Here is a 5,155-nt window from a genome sequence, read left to right on the forward strand (position 1 = left end):
TGAGCAGCTCCGGATTGTTCAGCAGGGCGGCCGCGATGCCAAGACGCTGCTTCATCCCTAGCGAGTATCCCTTAACCGGGCGCTTGGCCTCCTTCGTCAAGGAGACGATCTCCAGCACTTCCGCGATGCGGGATTTCGGGCCGCCGGTAATCCGGCGGATCGCTTCCAGATTCTCTACGGCCGTCAAGTGGCCGTAATAGGATGGGTATTCCACAAGCGATCCGGTCCGGCGCAAAATGTCCATTTTTTCGCTCTTTAAATCCTTGCCGAACAAATGAATCGCGCCACGCGTCGGTTGAATGAGTCCGAGCAGCATGCGAATGGTCGTCGTTTTCCCGGCACCGTTCGGGCCGAGGAAACCGTAAATGTCGCCGCGGGCGATCTCCAGATTCAAATCCACGACCGCTGCGCGCTTTTTGTATATTTTATATAAGCCTTTTGTTTGAATGACGAGTTCCGTCACGTTCATCACCTCAGGTATACATCCTACATGTCCAAGGTTAAATGCCGGTCGGCCCCAAGTTTAAATTTTCTTTAAAAAAGCTGGATGGCTATCCACCGTTTTAGCAAGTGTCCGAATATGATATAATATCTTTGCCGAAACGCTTATTGCGTCCGTACAGGGGGGCTACCTGACGCTGATGATGGCATGCCGATCACTCTTCTCTCACATGAATCGACTAAGCATTATGATTGGAGTGTGGTTAACGATGAATATGAATGTTCTTGTTCAATTGGATTTCAGAATGAATCTCTCTCTTAGTCTAACAGCTGTAGCCTGCCTTGCTTATGAACCCAGTTCACTGACGAGCTCGTGAAACTCGAGCGAAAAGCAATGGTACGAAGACGCCTGACAGGGCGTCTTTTTCTGTTATTGGCAGCTAAAAAAAGAGGAACCGATAATCGAGCCGGCTCCTCTTTTTATATATTCGACCTAACCCTCACCATCCGGATAAAATGCTTGATAGCCCGGCGCTTGATTGCTCAACGCTTCCAGATGCGGATCCTCGTTCCCTCATCCGAGCTTTCCACATGGCTTTCCAGCCCCATCTCCCTTGTCAGGTGGTCCACGATGGCCAGGCCGATGCCCGTGCCTTTGTTGCCGGAATCGCTTGCGATCCCCGGCCCATGGTCCGAAATGACAAGGACGCCCTCAAGTCCTTCCCTCTCCTCGGTATGAATGCCGATGTACTGCCCGGATCGGGCGTGGCGAGCGACATTTTGGAACAGATTATCGAGGAGCCTCCGGAACCACAGCACGTCTACGTTCCAGTGGAGCGGCTCGTCTCGCACCTGGATGTCAGGCTCGATTCCCGCCTTCTCCCATACCGGATACCAGGCAGCGGCGCTTTCCTTGACGATTCGCAGCACGTCTGCAGATTCCATGTTCAGCTGCACTCTGCCGCTGGTGAGCAAGTTGTAGGACAGCAGGTTGTCGATCAGGCCGCCCAAATCCGCGATTTTCGATTCGATGAGCGACAGCGATTCTTTTCCCTTCGGGCTCAGCGGCTCCCGTTCCATGGAGAAAATATGGCTTCGAATCACCGTCAGCGGGGTTCTGAGATCATGGGACAGATTGGCGATCAGGGATTTGCGCAGCTCTTCTTCCTCGCGCTGGCGGCGCTGTCCCTCTTCCAACTGGATAACCATATCGTTATAACCCTCTTCCAGCTGTCCAATCTCGTCATACTTGGTTAACGTAACCGGCTGCGGTATGCCCGTCGACGCATGGGACGACGTCATGGCCGAACGAAGCCGCAGCAGCCGCTTGCGGATGCGCACGAAGAACAGCCAGGAGACCAGAATGAACAGGCCGGACATCGAAGCCGTGAACAGCCCGTACAGCGCCGTTTCGCTCGCAATGGGCTGCTGGACATTAAGATATTTTCTCGGCAGCTGCATGACCATGAAGCCTTCTCCCGATCCCTCTCCCCCGATAAAAGCCACGGAGGTGAACGGATCGCTATCGAGGGAGTTTTTCATAAATTGCACGGTATAGGGCGCGCTCCATACCTCGGGCAGGTTAGGCTGCACTGGCAGCTGCAGCCTGGTCTTATTGCCGCCATCCACCCAGAACATGGAGATCTCCGGATACTCCTGCCGTATCGAATTCAGCTTCTGCTCAATGGCCTCCGGCGAAGCTCCGCTTAATCCGGCAGCTTCCTCGTGCCACATTCTCTCTAACGCGGCACCGCTGGTATATTTCCCGGCAGGGGCCGGCGGCCGATCCGAGAAAGTATCGTTCACGAACCAGTAAAAAATCGACGCTAACGGAAACATGATCGGCATGAAGATCATAGCCATCAAAATCAGCAGCAAATACCGGTTGGTCAGCGAATTGCGGAACCTTCCCTTCTTCCTTGTCCATCTCATGCTCTCACCCGGTAACCAAGCCCGCGAACGGTCTCAATAATCTCCGGGTTGGCGGGGTCCCGCTCGAGCTTCTCCCGGAGATACCGGATGTGGACCATCAGCGTTTTGTCCCCTTCGATATATGATTCTCCCCAGACCGACTCGTATATTTGCTCCTTGGTCATGACACGCCCCTGGTGCTGGAGCAGATACATAAAGATTTGATGCTGTTTGCCGGTCAGCAGCGTCTCCTCGCCGGTATCCTCGTTCACGATCCGATTCTCGTCTTCATATACCGATAAGTGCTTCACTCGGATGGGCTCCGCGGATTTCACGACAGACCGCCGCAGAAGCACCTCGAGACGGGCAGCCAGCTCGTCCGGATGGAAAGGCTTTGTCAGGTAATCGTCGGCGAACTCAAGCCCCTGCAGCTTATCGTCAATAGAGGTTCGAGCCGACAGCATCAGGATGGGCAGTCCGGGATAGGCCTTTTTGAGACGCTGCCCGACCGTAAAGCCGTCCAGCCCCGGAAGCATGACGTCCAGAACAACGACCGCACACGAAGCTGCTTCCTGTACGGCCTGTTCTCCGCTCAGCAGCCACCGTACCTCGTATCCCTTGTCCCTGAGGAATTCGCTGACCCATCCGCCGATCTCCCGATCATCCTCAATATATAGAATGCATGCGCTCATGGTAAAACTTCCTTTCCGTACGAACCTTCGTATCTCCCCAGAGGAGGCTATTTCATAACCTTTTGTGTCAAATAAAGGCTCTTCTAAGCTTTTATGTATACCGTAATTCATCTTTTGTCATTGTAACATGGGATCCCCGATGTTCATGCATCCGATTTGCTAACCTGCCGTGCTCCCTCACTGGGCCTTCACGAAGCCTACCTCACCTTCATATCATGCCATCCGTCCTCCGGTCAGACTGCCGCCCAGGCAAGTCTATCCCTCCGACTCTCCGTAATGCAAGCTCAGCAGCCTTGCCTTCTCCCTCAGACTGTCAACGATCTCCGGCGGTTCGATCACCTTCGCCTCCAGCCCCAGACGCAGAAAAACCTGGGTCACATATTCAAGATCATTCCGATCGACGATCGTATCCACGATGCCGCGGTGCTCATCCTGCATGACCACCTCGTTCTCCAGCCAAGGAATGCTTTCGCACTGCCTTGCCCCTTCCCTGGTCAGCTCGGCATATAATCGAACCGGCTCCCGTACGGGATACGCGTCGAGCCATTCCTGCATGCGAATGTCCGGCTCATAGGTGCTGTCAGTCAGAGTCAGGGTTTCCATCCGGTCCATGCGGAATACACGCACTTCTCCCTTCCCGTTCTCCAGCGCAGGCATATACCATAAACCATCCTGGGCATAAACGCCGAGAGGCAGCACTTCCCGGTCGCCGGTACCCGATTTGGATCGATATCTGATCCGTACAACCCGTCGGTGAAGCGCGGCTTCAATGACGTCTTTCAGGTAAGGGGACCCCGCGGTCCTGCTTGGGCTCCAGAACGTCAGCACCGATTCCAGGCGGTCGATCATCATCTTGGTGTCCTCCGGAAATCCGGCCAGCAGCTTACGGGAGGCGGAGTCGATATTGAGCTCGAACGGTAACGAGGTATAACGCTTCAAGGCCTGAAAGGCAAAAAATATGGCAAACACCTCGTCTTCATCGAACAGGATCGGCGGGAGAACGCGAGTCTTCAAGGTACGGTATCCCCCGTGCCGTCCCTGCTCGGTATATAAGGGTACGCCCATATCGCTGATTTCGGTCAGATACCGGTGAGCCGTGCGAACGGAAACGCCGAACTCATCGGCCACTTCCTGAGCCGTAAAGATCCTCTTGGCATTGACATACATCATGACATCCATGAGCTGCTTGGCTTTTGACATAATGTCCTCCTCACGCGTTATAACTAGACAATAATTGTCATGTTTATAAGATATGCTATTGCCGTGACAAGGTCAAAAACAACACAAGAGAGGAGTTCCCCTGATGAACCAAAGCTTAGAACAGTCCATCAAGGTCACCGGCGCACGAAATAAAAACCTGCGCAACATAAGCCTGACCATTCCCAAAAAACAAATCACGGTGTTCACCGGCGTGTCCGGTTCCGGCAAATCCGCCATGGTCTTCGATACGATTGCGGCAGAATCCCAGCGCCAGCTGAACGAAACCTATTCGAGCTTTATCCGCCATCGGCTTCCTCATTACGGACAGCCTGAAGTCGATTCGGTTGAGAACCTGTCGGTCGCCATTGTGGTCAATCAGAAAAGAATCGGCGGCAACGCCCGTTCAACCGTGGGAACCATCACCGATATCCATTCCCTGCTGCGCTTGTTATTCTCCCGGATCGGCCGGCCCTTCGTCGGATATTCGGACGTGTTTTCCTTTAACAACCCGCAAGGCATGTGCCCTCATTGCGAAGGACTGGGCAAAGTGAACACCTTTCGGATCGAAAGCTTGATCGACAAGGAGAAATCGCTGAATGAGGGACCCATCCGGTTTCCGACATTCCACCCGGGGGAAGTGCGCTGGAAGCGTTATGTGGCCACGGGCCTGTTTGACAACGATAAGAAGCTGAAGGATTACAGCGAGGAGGATTGGGACACGCTGCTGTACAAAACCGGCTTTAAACCGCCGAACCCGACCAAGGAATGGCCCCCTACCTCGTATTACGAAGGCATTATCCCGCGAATCGAGCGGACCTTTCTGAGCAAGGATTCGCGGGACTCGAGGGCGTACAGGGAAGCCATCGAGCAGGTGGTGACCGAAACGGCCTGCCCGTTATGCCATGGCGGAA

Annotated in this window: 4 protein-coding genes and 1 pseudogene; 1 reads left to right on the forward strand and 4 read right to left on the reverse strand. The window is 54.1% G+C overall.

The genetic code is table 11. From position 1 onward, the window contains the following. The 4 genes from HMPREF9412_RS18900 to HMPREF9412_RS18915 form a co-directional block, all read right to left on the reverse strand. Positions 1 to 469 (reverse strand): ABC transporter ATP-binding protein (locus HMPREF9412_RS18900; RefSeq protein ID WP_441295376.1); only part of this gene is annotated, 469 nt, incomplete at its 3' end. A gap of 515 nt (positions 470 to 984) precedes the next feature. Next, positions 985 to 2,373, reverse strand: a complete 1,389-nt coding sequence (locus HMPREF9412_RS18905; protein ID WP_009593300.1) for a sensor histidine kinase — start codon at positions 2,371 to 2,373, stop codon at positions 985 to 987. Then, positions 2,370 to 3,044 carry a response regulator transcription factor gene (locus HMPREF9412_RS18910; RefSeq protein ID WP_009593303.1) on the reverse strand — a complete coding sequence of 225 codons (675 nt, stop codon included), beginning with the start codon at positions 3,042 to 3,044 and terminating at the stop codon, positions 2,370 to 2,372. Before HMPREF9412_RS18910 ends, HMPREF9412_RS18905 begins: the two co-directional genes overlap by 4 nt. Positions 3,045 to 3,299: 255 nt before the next feature. Further along, positions 3,300 to 4,244, reverse strand: a complete 945-nt coding sequence (locus tag HMPREF9412_RS18915; RefSeq protein ID WP_009593304.1) for a helix-turn-helix transcriptional regulator — start codon at positions 4,242 to 4,244, stop codon at positions 3,300 to 3,302. 103 nt (positions 4,245 to 4,347) lie between these two features. Between HMPREF9412_RS18915 and HMPREF9412_RS18920 the strand changes: the two are divergent. Continuing rightward, positions 4,348 to 5,155, forward strand: a pseudogene (locus tag HMPREF9412_RS18920) (excinuclease ABC subunit UvrA); the annotation flags it as partial.

This window comes from Paenibacillus sp. HGF5 (assembly GCF_000204455.1).
In the GTDB taxonomy this organism is placed as follows: domain Bacteria; phylum Bacillota; class Bacilli; order Paenibacillales; family Paenibacillaceae; genus Paenibacillus_AQ; species Paenibacillus_AQ lautus_A.